Source organism: Pseudarthrobacter sp. MDT1-40-2, from assembly GCF_059383595.1.
Window position 1 is genome coordinate 694,768 of record NZ_JBWZCL010000002.1, and the last position, 16,900, is coordinate 711,667.

16 protein-coding genes and 2 tRNA genes are annotated in these 16,900 nt (G+C 61.6%); 4 read left to right on the forward strand and 14 right to left on the reverse strand.

The window, feature by feature from the left end; genetic code table 11:
* The first annotated feature begins 18 nt into the window (after nt 1–18).
* Nucleotides 19–273 (forward strand): cell division protein CrgA, encoded by a 255-nt coding sequence (locus AC50X5_RS09440; RefSeq protein WP_494975819.1) that lies wholly within the window; start codon nt 19–21, stop codon nt 271–273.
* On the opposite strand, the gene AC50X5_RS09445 is transcribed toward AC50X5_RS09440, so the two are convergent.
* On the reverse strand, nt 245–1,396 hold the full coding sequence (locus AC50X5_RS09445; protein ID WP_494975820.1) for an alpha/beta hydrolase: 1,152 nt from the start codon (nt 1,394–1,396) through the stop codon (nt 245–247). The genes AC50X5_RS09440 and AC50X5_RS09445 overlap by 29 nt on opposite strands.
* Nucleotides 1,397–1,480: 84 nt before the next feature.
* Between AC50X5_RS09445 and AC50X5_RS09450 the strand changes: the two genes are divergently transcribed.
* Nucleotides 1,481–2,095 (forward strand): DNA-3-methyladenine glycosylase I, encoded by a 615-nt coding sequence (locus AC50X5_RS09450; RefSeq protein WP_494975821.1) that lies wholly within the window; start codon nt 1,481–1,483, stop codon nt 2,093–2,095.
* A gap of 168 nt (nt 2,096–2,263) precedes the next feature.
* Here the strand turns inward: AC50X5_RS09450 and AC50X5_RS09455 are convergent, their stop codons facing one another.
* The 3 genes from AC50X5_RS09455 to AC50X5_RS09465 form a co-directional block, all read right to left on the reverse strand.
* Complete coding sequence (locus tag AC50X5_RS09455; protein WP_494975822.1) at nt 2,264–2,734, reverse strand: carboxymuconolactone decarboxylase family protein; 471 nt, start codon at nt 2,732–2,734, stop codon at nt 2,264–2,266.
* A 533-nt stretch (nt 2,735–3,267) separates the two neighbouring features.
* Nucleotides 3,268–4,146 (reverse strand): rhomboid family intramembrane serine protease, encoded by an 879-nt coding sequence (locus AC50X5_RS09460; RefSeq protein WP_494975823.1) that lies wholly within the window; start codon nt 4,144–4,146, stop codon nt 3,268–3,270.
* 9 nt (nt 4,147–4,155) lie between these two features.
* Nucleotides 4,156–4,701, reverse strand: a complete 546-nt coding sequence (locus AC50X5_RS09465) for a peptidylprolyl isomerase (protein WP_494975824.1) — start codon at nt 4,699–4,701, stop codon at nt 4,156–4,158.
* 155 nt (nt 4,702–4,856) lie between these two features.
* Here AC50X5_RS09465 and AC50X5_RS09470 point away from each other — a divergent pair, with 155 nt between their 5' ends.
* A complete protein-coding gene (locus AC50X5_RS09470) occupies nt 4,857–5,744 on the forward strand; it encodes a hypothetical protein (RefSeq protein WP_494975825.1) in 888 nt (295 codons plus the stop codon).
* 145 nt (nt 5,745–5,889) lie between these two features.
* On the forward strand, nt 5,890–6,765 hold the full coding sequence (locus AC50X5_RS09475) for a glycosyltransferase family 2 protein (RefSeq protein WP_494975826.1): 876 nt from the start codon (nt 5,890–5,892) through the stop codon (nt 6,763–6,765).
* Here AC50X5_RS09475 and AC50X5_RS09480 read toward each other — a convergent pair whose 3' ends face one another.
* From AC50X5_RS09480 to gnd, 10 genes are all read right to left on the reverse strand, one after another.
* Nucleotides 6,766–7,716, reverse strand: a complete 951-nt coding sequence (locus AC50X5_RS09480; protein WP_494975827.1) for a DMT family transporter — start codon at nt 7,714–7,716, stop codon at nt 6,766–6,768.
* Between the two features lie 67 nt (nt 7,717–7,783).
* Nucleotides 7,784–7,859: transfer RNA gene (locus AC50X5_RS09485), tRNA-Ala, on the reverse strand.
* 72 nt (nt 7,860–7,931) lie between these two features.
* Nucleotides 7,932–8,054 (reverse strand): DLW-39 family protein, encoded by a 123-nt coding sequence (locus AC50X5_RS09490; protein WP_463935896.1) that lies wholly within the window; start codon nt 8,052–8,054, stop codon nt 7,932–7,934.
* A gap of 62 nt (nt 8,055–8,116) precedes the next feature.
* Nucleotides 8,117–8,190 (reverse strand) — tRNA-Ile (locus AC50X5_RS09495).
* A 77-nt stretch (nt 8,191–8,267) separates the two neighbouring features.
* Complete coding sequence (locus AC50X5_RS09500; RefSeq protein WP_494975828.1) at nt 8,268–8,969, reverse strand: DUF3566 domain-containing protein; 702 nt, start codon at nt 8,967–8,969, stop codon at nt 8,268–8,270.
* Entirely contained in the window at nt 8,966–11,644 is a 2,679-nt protein-coding gene (gyrA, locus tag AC50X5_RS09505; protein WP_493983378.1) for a DNA gyrase subunit A, read from the reverse strand. Before gyrA ends, AC50X5_RS09500 begins: the two co-directional genes overlap by 4 nt.
* Nucleotides 11,645–11,706: 62 nt before the next feature.
* Nucleotides 11,707–13,827 carry a DNA topoisomerase (ATP-hydrolyzing) subunit B gene (gene gyrB, locus AC50X5_RS09510; RefSeq protein ID WP_494975829.1) on the reverse strand — a complete coding sequence of 707 codons (2,121 nt, stop codon included), beginning with the start codon at nt 13,825–13,827 and terminating at the stop codon, nt 11,707–11,709.
* A 372-nt stretch (nt 13,828–14,199) separates the two neighbouring features.
* A complete protein-coding gene (locus AC50X5_RS09515; protein ID WP_494975830.1) occupies nt 14,200–14,754 on the reverse strand; it encodes a DciA family protein in 555 nt (184 codons plus the stop codon).
* Complete coding sequence (recF, locus tag AC50X5_RS09520; RefSeq protein ID WP_494975831.1) at nt 14,741–15,952, reverse strand: DNA replication/repair protein RecF; 1,212 nt, start codon at nt 15,950–15,952, stop codon at nt 14,741–14,743. Before recF ends, AC50X5_RS09515 begins: the two co-directional genes overlap by 14 nt.
* A 58-nt stretch (nt 15,953–16,010) precedes the next feature.
* Nucleotides 16,011–16,895, reverse strand: coding sequence for a phosphogluconate dehydrogenase (NAD(+)-dependent, decarboxylating) (gnd, locus tag AC50X5_RS09525; protein WP_494975832.1), 885 nt, complete (start codon nt 16,893–16,895; stop codon nt 16,011–16,013).
* Nucleotides 16,896–16,900: the final 5 nt, after the last annotated feature.

A 16,900-nucleotide genomic window follows, 5' to 3' on the forward strand; every position in this document is an offset into this window, starting at 1 on the left:
CGTCCGCCAGGAGAGCCCGTGCCCGAATCCAAGCCGCGCAAGAAGTCCACCGCTTCAACCCAGGCTAGCCCCGCCGCCAGCACCTATAAGCCGAACCCCATCTGGTTCAAACCGGTAATGTTCGGCCTGATGATCCTGGGCCTCCTCTGGATCATCACGTACTACATCAGCGAAGGCCTCCTGCCGGTTCAGGCCTGGGGCTCGTGGAACATCGTGGCCGGCTTCGGTATTGCCATCATCGGCTTCATGATGACAACTCGCTGGCGGTCCTAGCTCCGGCCCGTTCATTGCCCGCAGGTTCCCTCCCGGTCACAGAATCCAGGAACACCAGCGACTCCTCAAATGCCTGGTGTGCTTCGGCGTACTGCAGGTGGAACTGATACTCATGAGGCAGGGCAGGAACGTGTTCGGCGGCCCAAAACAGCCCTGACACTGGAACACCCAGGCTTGTAAGGCGGGCCACCAGGACCTTTGATTGTTCATCAGTCAGGGAATCGCCGTTCCCCCCGGAAATGAAGGCGGGTGGGAACTCCGCCGTCACGTGGTTCACTGTGGACATATCTTTCGCGGCGGCCGTTGTGGACCAGCTCCTCTTCCCGGCGTAGGCCCAGAGCGCCGTTTTGAATCCCCAGCCAACAAGTCCGGTGGTCCGTGAGAGTGCCTCAAGGTCGTAGACGCCGCAATGCAGCAGGACTCCGCGCAGCTGCTGCGCTTCGATGCCGGGTTCAAAGCCTACCTGGCGGGCATATCCGGGATTTGTTGCCATGACCGCAAGCTGGCTGGCCAGTTGGGCGCCGGCGGAATCTCCCGCCAGGATGAACTGCCCCGGGTCCAGCCCGTAGTCCCCGGCATGGGCGTTGAGATAGGCCAGTGCGTTGTTCAACTGGGCTACTGCCGTTGGGTAGCGGCTGCCAGGGGCAACAGAGTAGCCAAGCCCGACGGCGGCGTACCCGCGGTTGGCCAGCATCCTCAGGTAGGGTGCCACGTCTTTGCTGCTGCCGGACAACCATGCTCCGCCATGAATCCAGATCACCGTAGGCAGCGCTTTGTCGTCGCTGGTCCCGGCGGCGCCCACCTCCGGCAGGAAGATGTCCATCACCGGCGGGCATCCGTAACGTCCGGGGATCCGGTTTCCTGCCAGGTCGCGATGGTGGCTGAGGTAGGGGAGGCCGCGATGTTCGATCAAGCCCTCCGCCGGTGCGAACAGATCCATTTCTGCCACGGTCTTCCGGGCACCCTTGGCGAATATGCTCCTGATGGTGAGGGCGGCCGGCCACGGACTGTAGAAACCTGCTGCGCCAGCGGCGGCAAGGATCCCTGCCATTCCAAGCCAAGCCAGGTACCGTGAATTCCGGTGGACGATGCCGGTGTCAGTGGTGCGCTGTAGGTTCCCCATGACTGAATGGTACAGACAGAGTTTTTCCCTGCCCCTGACCACTTCAACGCCAGTATTGACCGAATATCTTCAGGAACGGGAACCATGCCTGCAGCCAACAACCTTGTGATCGGAGACGATGGCCTGGCAAGACCGCCGTGGGCAGCTGTCGATCCGCTGCTGCGGGAGTACTACGACACCGAATGGGGAATGCCCGTTCGTGATGAGCGCGGCGTATATGAGCGCATTTCGCTTGAGGGATTCCAGGCAGGCCTTTCCTGGGCCACCATTCTGCGCAAGCGCCCTGCTTTCCGGGGGGCCTTTGCCGGCTTTGATCCGGAAGCGGTGGCCCGGTTCACTGAAGACGACATCCAACGTCTCCTCCAGGATGCGGGCATTGTCCGAAACCAGCTGAAGATCCGGGCCGCCGTTACCAACGCCCAGGCAACCCTCCGGCTCCGGGACGAAGGCGGGCTCGCGGAATTCGTCTGGGGATTCCAGCCCGAATCAACGCCCACGCCCTTGAGCCATGCGGACATCCCTACCCAGTCACCAGAGTCCATTGCTTTATCCAAGGCACTGCGGAAGAAAGGTTTTGCTTTCGTCGGGCCCACCACCATGTTTGCCTTGATGGAAGCTATCGGGATGGTGGATACCCATGTGGTGGGCAGCCACCGGCGGGGGAGCTCCGGAATCTGGCCCACGGCCCCGGGCAAGTGATCAGTCCACAGCCGGGGGCAACACTTATCCACAGGAGTGGACAACTCCTCCGCGCCGCGGGACTAAAGTCCCGGGATCCAGTGGTTGCCGCCACCACGGTCGCCGGTACTACATCGCTGTAAGTTATTAACATTGTGGACAATGCTGTGCAAAACCCAGCAGGACGGCTCAGTCTTCCGGCGGCCGCACCGGGTGGTGGCTGGTAATGGACACCCTGTTAAAGCCATTGATGGTAATCGCGAGCCAGGCAGCGGCGGAGAACTCCTCGTCGCTGAGGTGGCGCCGGGCATAAGCCTCTTCATGTTCCCGCACCGCAGCATGGGGCAGGCCGGTGATGCTCTCGGCAAGCGCCAGTACCGCCCGCTCCTTGTCCGTGAACAGGTCGGTTTCCCGCCAGGCCGGAAGCACTGCCAGCTGCCGGGCGCTGACGCCTTGCTTAAGGGCATCCCTGACGTGGACATCAAGGCAGTATGCGCAGGCGTTGATCTGGGAAATACGAACGCTAAGCAGTTCCACGAGCATGGGAGTAAAGCCCACCTCGGCTGCGGCTTCCTTAACCCTTAACCCGAGTCCGTTCATGGCCCGCCAGATGGCAGGGTGCTGCTTATCCATAAACACGTGTTCCTTGGCAGTCGCCATAGCTGGTCCCCTTAGTTGTCCACTTATGCACATCACGCTACCCACAACTTATCCACAGATGGGGATAAACCCAGACCAGACTACCCAGTGGGAACCCTCTTCCGTCTAGAGACGGCTGCCAAATTCCTTCGGGTTACACCCCTGTAGTTATTAACAATGTGAACAACTCTGTTGAAATCTTCTCGCTTTCCGGGCAATCTCACCGCAAAATGGCCGAAGTGCCAAGATTATCCACAGATGAACAATCGGGGCCGGAGTTTTCCACATACACACAGGGTGGGCAGATTCGTTTGTCCACTCCTGTGGATACTCGAACGCAGAACACGGAGGAGATAGCCAGAAACCCCGGACATGGTGGACTTACCGGCTCTTCATAGGGTGAACTACAGACGTGTAAGTTACCAACACTGTGGATAAAGTCTGTGGAAAAGTCCACGCTGCGGCCGAAGGCTGTGGCGAGCAGAGCGCATCAACAGCACCGTTGGGGGCCGGGAACGCACAGCGGCTGCTGAGGAAAGCTGTTGGAGACGGGGTCAGCCCGCCGCGACCCGAAGGGTGGCAGCAATCACCAGCACGGCCAAGACCAGAATCAGGCCTGCTGTCTGGAAGAGGGTCCTGCGCGGACCGCGGGGGGCATAAGCGATAACGGCCGCGCACAGTCCGCCCGCCAGCAAGCCGCCGAGGTGGGCCTGCCAGGCTATTTGCGGCACCATAAAGCCGATAACGCCGTTGATGGCTATCAGAACCCAGAGCTGCCGGGTTTCACCGCCCCGGTGCCGCTGCACTACCAGCATGGCGCCGAAGAGTCCGAAAATGGCGCCAGATGCACCAACCACTCCCACGGGACCCCCGGGCGGGAGGATGGGCGTGAGCAGGAGGTAGCCTACTGAGCCGCCGATCGCGGAAATAACATAGAGAGCCAGGAATCGTGCCCGGCCCAGCATTGGTTCGAGCGCCTGGCCGAACATCCACAACATGTACATGTTCAGCACAATGTGCAGGATGAAGCCCTGCGAATGGAGGAAGGCCGACGTCAGCATGCGCCAAGGCTGGAAAGCGCCGAATTCGGTGGTGGCGTAGATGGAGGCGAAGGCGAAATTCCTGAACACGGCGTCCGCCGGAATGATCCACTGCAGGACATACAGGAGTGCGCAGGCCGCGATGATGCCGAACGTCACCAGCGGTTTACCAGCCGTCACGGCACCGCCGTACACGGACCGTACGGCCGGCGTCGTACGTTTTGTTTCGTTAACGCAGTCAACGCATTGGAATCCGACGGCGGCCGCCCGCTGGCACTCGGGGCAAGCCGGCCGCCCGCAGCGCTGGCAACGCACGTACGAGGGCCGGTCCGGGTGACGTGGGCAGACCGGGATCTGGGCAGACGGGTCCGCCGCCGGCATTCCATAGCTCATGCTGGTTGGTTAGAGCTGTTCAATATCGATGCTGGTGATGGTGACATCCTCAACCGGACGGTCGCCCATGCCGGTCTTCACACCTTCAATGGCGTCGACAACCTTTTTGGAAGAGTCGTCAGCAACCTCACCAAAGATGGTGTGCTTTCCCTGCAGCCAGTCGGTGGGAATGGTGGTGATGAAGAACTGTGAACCGTTGGTCCCCTTGCCCATCTGGATGCCGGCGTTGGCCATGGCCAGCTTGTACGGCGCATTGAAAGTCAGTTCCGGGTGGATCTCGTCGTCGAACTTGTAGCCCGGTCCGCCGACGCCGCGGCCCAGGGGATCGCCGGCCTGGATCATGAAGTCCTTGATGATGCGGTGGAAGATGGTGCCGTTGTACAGCGGCGTGCCCGTCTTGTCCTCACCGGTTTCCGGGTGGGTCCAGGCCTGCTCACCAGTGGCGAGGCCTACGAAGTTCTTGACCGTCTTCGGCGCGTGGTTGCCGAAGAGGTTGACGACGATGTCGCCGAGGCTGGTGTGGATGGTTGCTTTGGCAGTTGCGGTTGCAGTCATGCCCTTTATTCTTCCATGTACGGTCAACGCGGTGGCGGCCCGCAGCCCAGTTCCGCGTTGGGTGAAATCCAACCGGAATAAACGGGAAAAATAGCCGGTCACAGCCGATCGACGTAGGCTAACACCAGAACCGTCACATTAATCGGGAGGTAGTTGTGAAGAAAACGGATCGTATTGCGCATGACCTTGAGCAGTCGGTGAGCATCGCAGTTGAGAATGCCAAGGACTGGGCAACCCCCCGCGTTGAGGCCGCTGTCGACTGGGCTGTACCGCGCTTGCAGCAGGGCATCGACACTGCTTCACCGCGAATCCAGGAGGGGTTGAAGTCAGCGGCGCACAACCTTGCCGACGGTGTCGCTACCGTCACTCCCAAGCTCCAAGATGGCCTTGCCCACCTGGCCCCGCGCATCAATGAGGCCGTGGAGGGAGCAACGCCCCGGCTCCACGAAGCCCTGGACAAAGCCACCCCTGTCATCCTGAATGCCCGCGACCGCGTTGTAGTGGAGTACCTGCCCAGGCTGTCCGACGGCATTGGCCAGGCCTCTGATGCCGTGCACCGTACTTTGGAAAGCGCGCCGGCTCGGGTGGATCTGGTAGCGCAGAAGCTCGCCGACTCCGGCGTCGTGCACAGCGTCAAGGAGCAGGCCCAGGCCGCCAGCAAGGTCATCACCACCCAGCTGCAGCCGGAGAAGCCAAAGAAGAACCGCGGCTTCCTGGTCTTCGCCATCATTGCCGCCGCAGCCACCGCCGCGGTAGCAGCCTGGAAAGCCACCCGCCCGGTGGAAGATCCGTGGAAGACGCCGTCTCCTGTCACCCCCACGCCTGCTCCCGTCCCGGCCGGTTCCTCCTCCACCGTCTCAGACGTTGCCACGGCAACCGAGACGGCAACCGAGACCATAGACGTGGACACAGCGGACAAGGCAAAGCATGTTGCGGAGAACGCAAAGGAAGACGCCGCCAAGGTAGCCACCGATGCTAAGACCGCAGTCAGGAACATCGCCGCCAGCATGAACAACGGCGAGGCTGGCAGTACTAACAAGTAGGCCAATGCCGAAAGGCAGTGCCACCTGAGAAGAAACACAAGGAGGAGTCCGCTGGCGGGGACTCCTCCTTTGTTTTGCCGGCCGTTCATCTCAGCGGGCTCATTTGGACGCGCCCGAGTTGGCCCGCGATGCTAGATTGATGGTGATGTCAGCCGATAGATCCGACGAGGATGCCTTGAACGATCAAGCCCAGAACCTGCGAGTGTCCCTCGTCATTCCGGCTTACAACGAGGAATCCGTCATCCGGCAATGCCTCATCGCAGCCATCTACCAGTCCGTTCCGGCCCACGAGATCATCGTGGTGGACAACATGTCCAAGGACCGTACTGCCGCGATTGTCCGGCAGATGCAGGACGAATACCCGGAGAGCCCCATCATCCTGCTCAGCCAGGACCAGGACCAGGGCTTGATCCCCACCAGGAACTTCGGGCTCAACCACGCCACCGGAGATATCCTTGGCCGCATTGATGCGGACTCAGTTGTTGAACCTGATTGGGTGGAGCAGGTGCAGCGCGCGTTCGAGGACCCCGTTGTCCAGGCAGCCACCGGTCCTGTGGTCTATTACGACATGCCCATGCGCCGCTTTGGCCTCAAGGCAGACGACAAAATGCGTCAGTTGATGCTGAAACTGGCCAAGCACCAGTATCACTTCCTTTTCGGGTCCAACATGGCACTGCGCCGCTCAGCCTGGGAGACCATCCGGGATGAGACCTGCCTGGACAAAAGGGACGAGATGCATGAGGACATCGATTTGTCCTTGCACCTCGCCGAGCACGAGCTCAAGGTCCAGTACTGGCCCGCCATGGTTTCCGGGATGTCGGCCCGCCGACTGGAGGACTCGCCGCGGGACTACCGCTACTACGTCACGCGCTTTGACCGGACGTACAAGGCCCACAACGTCAAAAAGATGGCGTTAAAAGCGCCCATGGTGGTGTTCTTCTCGGTGTATTTCCCGGCGAAACTGCTTCGCGCCATCCACACCGTGAACACAGCGCAGACTGCCCGTCGCGGCGGGCAGTAGTCAGTCTGTCCCCAGTTCGGCGAGCGGCTTCTTCGACTCCGGTCCACCGTCGTCGGTTCCAGGTTTTCCGTCCTTACCCGGGCCAAGGCGCCGCTTCTGGCCGAGAACCACGACGGCGAGCCCCACCAGAATCAACCCTAGGCCGGCGTAGGTGCCGGCCGGCAGTTTCTCGTCCAGGAAGACCGCAGCCAGCAGGGCAGCGCCAGGAATCTCCAACAGGATAATCATGGACACCAGCAGTGGGCTCATGGTGGCGAGCAAGTGGTTGAACGCGGTGTGCCCCACCAGCTGGGCACACACGGTAATAGCAATAATTCCCACCCAGCCTGAGGCTTCGAATCCCACCAGCGGCTGGCCAAAGAGCAATGCCAGGACGGCAACCAGGGCGGCACACATCCCGTAGCACAACGCCGTGTAGGTGCCGGTGGTCATGGTCTGCCGGGCCTTCCCGCCCGCCAGCGTGTACAGCCCCGCCAAAGCCCCGCCGGCTACGGCCAGAAGATCACCCAGGAGTGCATCGGGCGAGGTTCCCATGTCGAACCCCGTGATCGCCACGACGCCGCCGAAGGCGATGCCAAGCCCCGCCGGCACCTGCCACCGGAATCTCGTCCCACGGAGGAGCTGGAAGACGGCAATCCACGCGGACTGCAAACAGACCAGCGCTGTGGCAGCTGCTACGGAAGTCAGCTGCAGGGAGGTGATAAAGCAGGCAAAGTGCAGGGCAAGCGCGACGGCGGCAATCGCCGACCAGCGGAACTCCTGGGCCGTGACGGCTCCAAATCTCCGTGGTTCCCGGATAGCTGTAGGGGCGGCCATCACGACTGCGCCGATCGCGTTGCGCCAGAAGGCTATAGCGAGGGCACTGACTGTGGTGGCACTGAGCGTGGCTGCAATCAGCGGGCCCGAGGATGCCACACCGAGGACTCCGATGGCAGCGAAGAAGAAGTTCACAGTCCAACAGTAGTGCCCGGCTTAAAACAAAAGTCCCGGACAGTTTTCACTGTCCGGGACTTCCTTATGGTGGAGGCACGGGGACTCGAACCCCGAACCCCCTGCTTGCAAAGCAGGTGCGCTACCAATTGCGCCATGCCCCCATAAGAAGCAACCCGTCAATCATACACTGGCAATCGGGTGGCTATTGCCACTATTCCTACCAGCTGGCCTGGTCAGTCAACCTTGTCGGTTGCCTGGCTCCACGCCGTTTTCCGGGCTTCGGATTCCTGTGCTTTCCTGTAAACCAGGACGCCTGCGATGGCAGCTGCGATAACCAGCAACTTCTTCACACGCACCTCATCTTCCATCCTCTGGCACCGAGATGCCGGGGATTTCCACTTGAAACTGCACAGTTCCGTGGGCGTACCAGGACTTGAACCTGGGACCTCTTCGTTATCAGCGAAGCGCTCTAACCGCCTGAGCTATACGCCCCCAATGCCCCTTCGGGCCGAGATATGACTTTACAGCACATCCCGGCCCGATCTCAAATCGGGGCAAAACCGCTGAAATCAGTCGTCAGTCAGGGTGACACCGATGCCGCCCACCAGGGTGGCGGAGATGTTGTACAACACTGCCGAAAGCATGGACAGGGCAGTCAGCAACACCACATTGACGACGGCAATGATGGTGGCAAAGGAAGCCACCTGGCCCAAGGATGCGAACTTCTTCAACTCGAAGCCGCCGCCTTCAGTGCCGGACAAGGTACCCAGGAGGCTGTCCACCTGGTCGAAGATGCCGGTGAGGTCCAGCACGGTCCAGAGCACGATCGCGGCCACCACAGTCACGATGCCGAGGGCAACCGACAGCAGGAAGGACATCTTCAGCACAGACCAGGGATCGACCCTGCTCACCAGCAGGCGGGCGCGGCGGACCTTGGCTTTCGGTGCGGGCTTTACCAGTCCGGGCGCTCCCTGGCTTCCCTGCTGGGGACGCTGGGCCGGGTTCGATTGGCCCGGACGCTGGCCAGGTGCCGGACGCGTCACCGGACGGGCGCCTGTGCCTTGGTTTCCCTGCACCGGCCGTTGGCCTGCGGGCGGGCGCTGCTGGCCTGCTGCGGACGGGCGCTGCTGGCCTGAGCCGGTACCCGTGCGGGTGGCGGCAGGCTGCTGGGGCGGGCGGGCCGGTGCGTTTACCCGGGGGGCCTGGGCCGGTTGTCCGGCAGGCCCTGGAGTAATGCGGCCGGTTTTGGGAAATGAGTCGGAATTACTCACTCGTTACCTCCGGTGTTGTCTTCGTTCGGCTCAGCATCCTCCGATGCCTCCGGGGACTCGTCCCCGGCAGCTGATGGTGCCGGTGATGCTGATTCTGCGGATCCTTCGGAGGAACCGGCTTCTGCAGCCAACGTTACGTCATCGTCGGTGGATTCTTCGCTCTCGAGTCCACGTTCGCTGTTCCGTGCCACTTCGATGATGCGGTCGTTCTTGTCAGGTTTGGCGAATATTACGCCCATGGTGTCGCGTCCCTTGGCGGGTACGCCGGTCACGGAGGAACGAACTACCTTGCCGCCTTCCATGACCACCAGGACTTCGTCTTCCTCGTTCACGATCAGGGCGCCCACCAGGTTGCCACGCTCTTCCTGGTACTTGCCCACCTTGATGCCCAGTCCGCCACGGCCCTGGAGGCGGTATTCCTCCACGGCGGTGCGCTTGGCGTAGCCGCCTTCAGTGACGATGAAGACGAACGAGCCGTCCTTCACCACGTCAGCCGCCAGCAGTTCATCGTCCTCGCGGAACTTCATGCCGGTAACGCCTGAGGTTGCGCGTCCCATGGGGCGCAAGGCCTCATCCGTGGCCTTAAACCTGATGGATTGACCCTTTCGGGACACCAGCATCAAGTCATCCTCCTCGGAGACCAGCTGCGCGGAAACAAGTTCGTCGCCATCGCGCAGGTTGATGGCAATGACGCCGGCGGAACGGTTGGTGTCGTAATCTTCCAGGCGGGTCTTTTTGACCAGACCGCGCTTCGTGGCCAGGACCAGGTAAGGAGACTGCTGGTAGTCCTTCAAATCCAGTACCTGGGCAATGTGTTCGTCCGGCTGGAAGGCCAGCAGGTTGGCCACATGCTGGCCCTTTGCGTCACGGCCGGCCTCGACCAGCTCGTACGCTTTGGCCCGGTAGACCCGGCCCAGGTTGGTGAAGAACAGCAGCCAGTGGTGGGTGGTGGTGACAAAGAAGTGCTCGACGACGTCGTCGCCGCGCAGTTGTGCGCCCTTGATTCCCTTGCCGCCGCGCTGCTGGGTGCGGTAGTTGTCACTGCGGGTGCGCTTGACGTAGCCACCACGGGTGATGGTGACCACCATTTCCTCTTCAGGAATGAGGTCCTCGACGGACATGTCGCCGTCGTAGCCCATGAGGATCCGGGTACGGCGGTCGTCGCCGTGCTTTGCCACGATCTCACCCAGTTCGGTGGAGATGATTTCGCGCTGGCGCTGCTCTGAGGCGAGGATCGCGTTGAATTCCTCAATCATGGACTCGAGCTCGGCGAACCGGGCCTGGATCTTCTGGCGTTCCAGGGCTGCCAGGCGGCGGAGCTGCATGTCCAGGATGGCGCGCGACTGCAGTTCGTCGATGTCCAGTAGTTCCATCAGGCCATCTCGGGCCGCTTCGGTGGTATTGGAAGCGCGGATAAGGGCAATGACCTCGTCCAGCATGTCCAGTGCCTTGAGCAGGGCGCGGAGAATATGTGCTTCTTCCTCGGCCTTGCGCAGGCGGTACCGGGTGCGGCGGGCGATGACGTCCATCTGGTGTGTGACCCAGTGCCGGATGAAAGCGTCCAGGCTGAGTGTGCGGGGCACGCCGTCAACGATCGCCAGCATGTTGGCGGAGAAGTTGCTTTGCAGTTCGGTGTGCTTGTAAAGGTTGTTCAGCACTACCTTGGCCACGGCATCGCGCTTGAGCACAATCACCAGGCGCTGGCCGGTGCGCCCTGATGTCTCGTCCCGGAGGTCGGCAATGCCCTGGATCTTGGCATCCTTGACCAGTTCGGCGATCTTCACTGCCAGGTTGTCCGGATTTGCCTGGTACGGCAGCTCGGTGACCACCAGGCAGGTACGGCCCTGGAGTTCCTCCACGTTGACCACGGCGCGCATGGTGACGGAACCACGGCCGGTGCGGTAGGCATCCTCGATGCCTCTGTGGCCCAGTATGGTGGCGCCGGTGGGGAAATCCGGTCCCTTGATGCGGAGCAGCAGCTCCTCGAGGAGTTCCTCACGCGATGCTGTGGGGTTCTGCAGGTACCACTGAACCCCATCGGCCACCTCACGGAGGTTGTGCGGCGGAATGTTGGTGGCCATGCCGACGGCGATGCCGGAGGAACCATTGACCAGCAGGTTGGGGAACCGTGCCGGCAGGATGGTGGGTTCCTGGTTCTTGCCGTCGTAGTTGTCCTGGAAATCGACGGTCTCCTCGTCGATGTCCCGCACCATTTCCATGGCCAGCGGAGCCATTTTGGTTTCGGTGTAACGAGGTGCGGCAGCGCCGTCGTTTCCGGGAGAACCGAAATTGCCCTGGCCGAGGGCCAGCGGGTAGCGCATGGTCCAGTCCTGGATCAGGCGGACCAGTGCATCGTAGATGGCAGTGTCGCCGTGGGGGTGGTACTGGCCCATGACTTCACCGACGACGCGTGCACACTTGTTGAACGAACGGTCCGGACGGTAGCCGCCGTCGAACATCGCGTACAGGACCCGGCGGTGTACCGGCTTCAGGCCGTCCCGGACGTCCGGCAGGGCGCGGCCAACAATCACGGCCATGGCGTAGTCCAGGTAGGACCGTTGCATCTCCGTCTGCAGGTCAACCTGCTCCACACGGTCGATCAACACATCGCCCTCCAGGACGATGTCGGGAATACCGGCAGACTCATCCGGAGTCTCGGGAGTTTCGTCGCTCATGTTCTATATGTTCCGTTTCAGGTATATGTCGTTCGTGGAATATCAAGAGCCGTTAGGAGGCTTTAGATATCCAGGAAACGGACGTCCTTGGCGTTCTGCTGAATGAAGTTCCTGCGGGACTCGACGTCCTCGCCCATCAGCACCGAGAAAATCTGGTCAGCCGCCAGGGCATCATCCATGGTGACCTGCAGAAGCGTGCGGTGGTCCGGGTCCATGGTGGTGTCCCAGAGTTCGGTGTAGTCCATCTCACCCAGGCCCTTGTAGCGCTGAATGCCGTTGTCCTTGGGAATCCGGTGGCCAGCGGCCTGGCCGGCCAGCAGGCGGGCATCGCGTTCACGGTCGCTGTAGACGTAGTCGTGCGGCGCATTGGACCACTTGATGCGGTACAGCGGGGGCTGCGCGAGATAGACGTACCCGTTTTCGATCAGCGGGCGCATGTAGCGGAACAGCAACGTCATCAGCAGGGTAGTGATGTGCTGGCCATCGACGTCGGCATCGGCCATCAGCACGATCTTGTGGTACCGGAGCTTACTGATGTCGAAGTCCTCACCAATGCCGGTGCCGAATGCCGTGATCATGGACTGGACCTCGGCATTGCCCAGGGCTTTGTCCAGACGGGCACGCTCCACGTTCAGGATCTTGCCACGCAGCGGCAGGATGGCCTGGGTTTCGGGGTTACGGCCGCGCTTGGCTGACCCACCGGCCGAGTCACCCTCCACGATGTACACCTCACAACGGGCGGCGTCCTTGGAGGAGCAATCAGAGAGCTTGCCCGGCATGCCGAACGATTCCAACGGGCTCTTCCGGCGGGCATTATCGCGGGCCTTGCGTGCAGCCATGCGCGCCTGCGCGGCAGAGATTGCCTTGCGGATCACGTCACGGGCAGGGCCGGGATTGCGCTCCAGCCAGTCGCCCAATTGGTCGGTGACCACACGCTGCACAAATCCCTTGACCTCGGAGTTGCCCAGTTTGGTCTTGGTCTGGCCCTCAAACTGCGGCTCGGCCAGCTTCACCGAAATTACCGCGGTAAGGCCTTCGCGGATGTCGTCACCGGTGAGGTTGTCTTCCTTTTCCTTGATGATGTTTTTCTCCCGGGCGTACCGGTTCATCAAGGAGGTCAGGGCTGCGCGGAAACCCTCTTCATGGGTTCCGCCCTCGTGGGTATTGATGGTGTTTGCGTAGGTGTGCACGCTTTCGGAGTACGCGCTGGTCCACTGCATGGCCATCTCGACGGCTATCTTGCGGTCGGTGTCCTCGGTTTCGAAGGCGATGACGTCCTCGTGGACCACCTCCACCTTCTTGCCCGAGTTCAGGTGCTTGACGTAGTCCAGCAAACCGTCGTCGTACTGGTACACGACTGTACGGTGGCCTGCTTCCACCTCTCCCTCGGTGGGAATGGCATCGAGGTCAAGGTCTTCGTCGTCGCCCGCGGTGTTGGCGAGGCGTTCGTCGGTGAGTGTGATGCGCAGGCCCTTGTTCAGGAAGGCCATCTGCTGGAAACGCGCCCGCAGCGTCTCAAAGTCGAATTCGGTGGATTCGAAAATGGTGGGGTCCGGGTAGAACGTCTGCGTGGTGCCGGTGGTGTCTGATTCTTCACCCTTGACCAGCCCGCCCTGGGGCTTGCCGCCGTCGGCAAACTGCATCCGCCAAACATGGCCTTGCCTGCGGATCTCGGTATCGACCCGGCTGGAGAGCGCGTTCACTACCGAGATGCCCACACCGTGCAGGCCGCCGGAAACGGCGTAGCCGCCGCCGCCGAACTTACCGCCGGCATGGAGGATGGTCATAACGACCTCTACGGTGGGCTTGTGTTCGGTGGGGTGCATGTCCACGGGGATGCCGCGGCCGTCATCGACCACCTTCACGCCGCCGTCAGCCTGCAGAACGATCTCGATGTGGGTGCAGTAACCTGCCAGCGCTTCATCGACAGAGTTGTCCACTACTTCGTAGACAAGGTGGTGCAGGCCACGGGCGCCCGTGGAACCGATGTACATGCCGGGACGCTTCCGGACAGCCTCGAGACCTTCCAGGACCGTGATATCGCTGGCCCCGTATTCACGGGGAGTCGTTTCAGTTTTTACTGGTGTATCCGGCTTCGCCGTTGCAGCATCGGGGGTATCCGGCGTCCGCTCCGTCCCGTCTCCGGGCTCCACTGCCTGAGTTTCTGCATTGTCGTTAGCCACAGGCGCTTTCGACTCCTCTGTATTCGATGATGGCCGGCAGAACCAGCTCCAGAGGAGGGATCGGCCGACGGGCATAAACCACCGGCGCAGGCCAACCGTTACGCAGGCCCGATTTCCGTCTGCGTGCAGCAGCCGGAAAAACGGACTCGTCAACGTTTTACCGGCGCCCAGTTTTCTCTATTGATTCTATCGTGAAACGGCCGGGATCCTTGCATTCAGGGGACGATCAGCGGGCTAAGGTGCCCATACAAGGCCAGAGATCGCACCTAGAGCGCCCGCGGGGTACCGGCTTTGGGTTCCTATACGCCCTTAGGTCCCCTGAAGCGCCTACACGCCGTTTGGCGAATATACAAGAGTTTCCACCTTGCCTGGTTACCCGTAGGTATCGCGCGGGCCGCGCCCGTTGACACTGCGGCCACCTTTTCGCCACGTGGGAGCGGACGGGCCAAGGACCTGAATGCTGGTAACGACGCCGTCTCCGAGTTCGGTACGGAACTTTTCCAACAGGCTGTGACTGAGCAACCGCAGCTGCGTGGCCCAGGCCGTTGAATCGCAACGGACATGGAGCGTGGTGTCGTTGAAGCTCTCGGGTGTGCAATGGGCTGAAATCTCAGGCCCCACCAGTGCAGGCCATTGTGCCATCACGGAACCTACTGCCACAGGCGACGTCCAGCCACGTTCCGCTATCAGCCTGCCTACTACTTTTCCGAGACCAAGGGGATCACGGCCGGTGCTGTGGAACTGGCTGAAGCCACGGGTTCCTGAACCTCGGTTACCGGGCTGCTTGGCCGCGCCGCTTTTGCGTGGAATCGCCCGCCGGATCTCGCCACGCGCGGCGGCAGCCTCACGCATCCGGTTCAGAGCAGCCTGCGGGGCATCAATATCGTCCGGATCACGGCCCGGCTGCAGGCCTTTATCCTTGCTCATCGATTCCTCCCGGAATGACCGCCACCCGACGCCCGGCCAGTTCTTCCGGGATATCGGCGTCGACGGCGGCCGTCACCAGGACCTGCTCGGCACCGGCAACTATGGCGGCCAGTTTACGCCGCCGTTGCACGTCAAGCTCGGCAAAAACGTCATCCAGGATCAGGATAGGGGCCGAACCGGCCGTCCGGGTATCGTCCATCATCACGTAGTAGGAAGCAAGGCGCAGCGACAGGCACATGGACCAGGTCTCCCCGTGAGATGCATAGCCCTTCGCAGGAGCCTGGCCGAGGACCAGTTCCAGTTCGTCGCGGTGCGGACCGACCAACGAGATCCCGCGTTCACGTTCGCGGTGACGGGCGGCAGCAAATGCAGCAACGTAGCGTTCGGTTAATTGATCCACTGTCAGGCCGCGCAGGTCATCGGGTTCAGCCGCATCATCGCCCGCACCGGCAGTTTCGGAAGCCGCAAGGACCGGAGCGTCGTCGTCGTCCATCATGTTTTGAAGCGAGGACCGGTAGATGGCATCAGCCGGTTTGGAGGCATCCGTCAGTTGTTCGTACGCGCGAGCCAGGTGTGGCCGCAACCGGTCAACCAACTCCAGCCGCGCATGAAGCAGCTCAGCACCCGCCCTGGCCATGTGCTGGTCCCAGACGTCCAGCGTCGCCTCGTGTGCAGGGGTGAAGCGGCCGGCTCGCGCCGATTTAAGCAAAGCATTACGCTGTTTCAACACTCGGTCATAATCACTGCGCGTAGCAGCGTGCCGCGGGAGCAGACTGACCAGCAGTTCATCGAGGAACCGGCGCCTGTTGGACGGGTCACCTTTGACCAGGGCGAGGTCTTCCGGCGCGAAAAGTACTGTCTGGCAGATGCCCAGAATGTCCCGCGCCCGGACTGGATTGCTGCGGTTGATACGCGCACGGTTGGCCCGGCCGGCATTGATTTCCAGCTCCAGCACCGTGGACTGTTCGCTGCGAACCAACTTGGCCCGCACCAATGCGCGTTCCGTGCCGAAGCGCAAAAGGGGCCCGTCCGAACTCACGCGGTGCGAACTTAGCGTGGCCAGGTATCCCAGCGCCTCCACCAGGTTGGTTTTTCCAATCCCGTTGGAACCCACCAGCACTGTTACGCCCGGGCCGAGCTTAAGGTCCACCTGGGCATAGCTGCGGAAGTCAGTCAACGAAAGATGCTCTACGTACACGATGGCTTCAAAATTCCCGGAAGCGAGGTTCCGTGGCTGGGTTTGTGAAGTACTGGTCTTATTTGGCGGGGCGGGTGGCGTGGCCGCCGAATTGATGCCGCAACGCGGAAACCATCTTCATGGCAGGCGAATTGTCTTCCCGAGAGGAGAACCTCGCAAACAAGGCCGCCGTGATGGCAGGAGCTGGGACCGCGTTGGCAATCGCTTCCTCAACTGTCCACCGTCCTTCGCCCGAATCCTCCACATAATCATCGATGGATTCCAGGCCGGGATCTTCATCCAGGGCTTTCACCATCAGATCCAAGAGCCAGGACCTGACCACTGTCCCCTTCTGCCAGGCGCGGAACGTCCCGGGCAGATCCTTAACGATGTCCTTGGCAGCAAGCAATTCGTAGCCTTCGGCGTATGCCTGCATGAGGCCGTATTCAATGCCATTGTGAACCATCTTCGCGTAATGCCCTGCGCCGATGCCGCCCACATGGACAAAGCTGTCGGCGCGTTCGCCCTCCGGGCGCAGGGCATCAAATACCGGCATGGCACGCTCGATATCAGCCTCATCACCGCCAGCCATCAGTCCGTAACCGTTCTGCAGGCCCCAGACACCGCCGGAAACACCGCAATCGGCAAAACGGATTCCCTTGGCAGCCAGCGCGGCACCATGTTTCTGGTCCTCGGTGAAACGCGAGTTGCCGCCGTCGATCACCAGGTCTCCGGAGGTGAGTTTCTCGCCGAGCTCGGTGATCACGGCATCAGTGATCGCACCGGACGGAACCATCACCCAGATCAGCCTTGGCGAGGGGATTGCTGCCAGGAGCTCATCCAGGGAAGCAACATCGGTGACCTCCGGGTTCCTGTCGAAGCCAGTGACCTCGATCCCACCCTTGCGCAGCCGCTCGCGCATGTTAAAGCCCATTTTGCCAAGGCCGATCAGTCCGATATGCACGGTGT